The organism is Corynebacterium sp. HMSC075D04 (assembly GCF_001815635.1).
Lineage (GTDB): Bacteria > Actinomycetota > Actinomycetes > Mycobacteriales > Mycobacteriaceae > Corynebacterium > Corynebacterium coyleae.
The window spans coordinates 1-784 of the sequence record NZ_KV821347.1; the positions used below are offsets into that span (position 1 = coordinate 1).

The 784-nt window shown below is 58.2% G+C and carries 1 protein-coding gene; it reads right to left on the bottom strand.

Annotated elements, in window-relative coordinates:
* A partial coding sequence (locus tag HMPREF3048_RS06935) for a YPDG domain-containing protein (RefSeq protein WP_210398421.1) occupies positions 1-784 on the bottom strand: 784 nt, incomplete at both ends.

Here is a 784-nt window from a genome sequence, read left to right on the forward strand (position 1 = left end):
AGGTCGGCGAAGACTTCGTCTCCTTGCCCGGGACAACAAGCTTGTCCTCGTAGGACGGCTCGTAAAGGTCAGCGTCCTTATCGACAGGAGCCGGAACGTCCTTGTCGGTCACCGTGACAGTGACGTCAACGTTGTCCTTAGAACCATCCGGGTAGGTCACAACAACCGGAACCGTGATCTTGTCACCCGGCTTCGCATCCTCCGGGATGGTCACCGTGATCTCACCGGTGTTCTCATCGATGGTCACGCCATCCGGAACATTCTCACCCGGGGTGAACTTCGTGCCCTCCGGCGGCGTGGTCGGGTTGCCATCCTTGTCCTTGAAGGTTGGCTTGTCCACCTTGACGTCCTCACCAGGCTTACCCGAACCATCCTTGTACTCCGGCTCGTAGTCCAGGTTCTGGTTCGGAACCTTCGGGTTCGTCTTGTCTTCCTTCTCCTTCTCATCCGGGATGCCATCACCGTCATCGTCCGGATCCTCGGTATCAGGCGTGCCATCACCGTCGGTATCCAACTTGAAGTTGGCCGTCGTGCTGTCGGTGGACTTGTCCGGGTAGGTCACGATGACCGGAACATCGAACTCCTCAACGGTGTCCGCGTTGAGCTTCGACTTATCCGGGAACGTCACGGTGATCTCACCGGTGTTCTCGTCGATAGTGACCACGTAGCCCTCGGGAGCCGTGAAACCATCAGTGATCTTGAACTTCGAGCCCTCAGGAGCAGTTGCCTCCTTGCCATCCTTGTCGGTGAAGGTCGGCGAAGACTTCGTCTCCTTGCCCGGGAC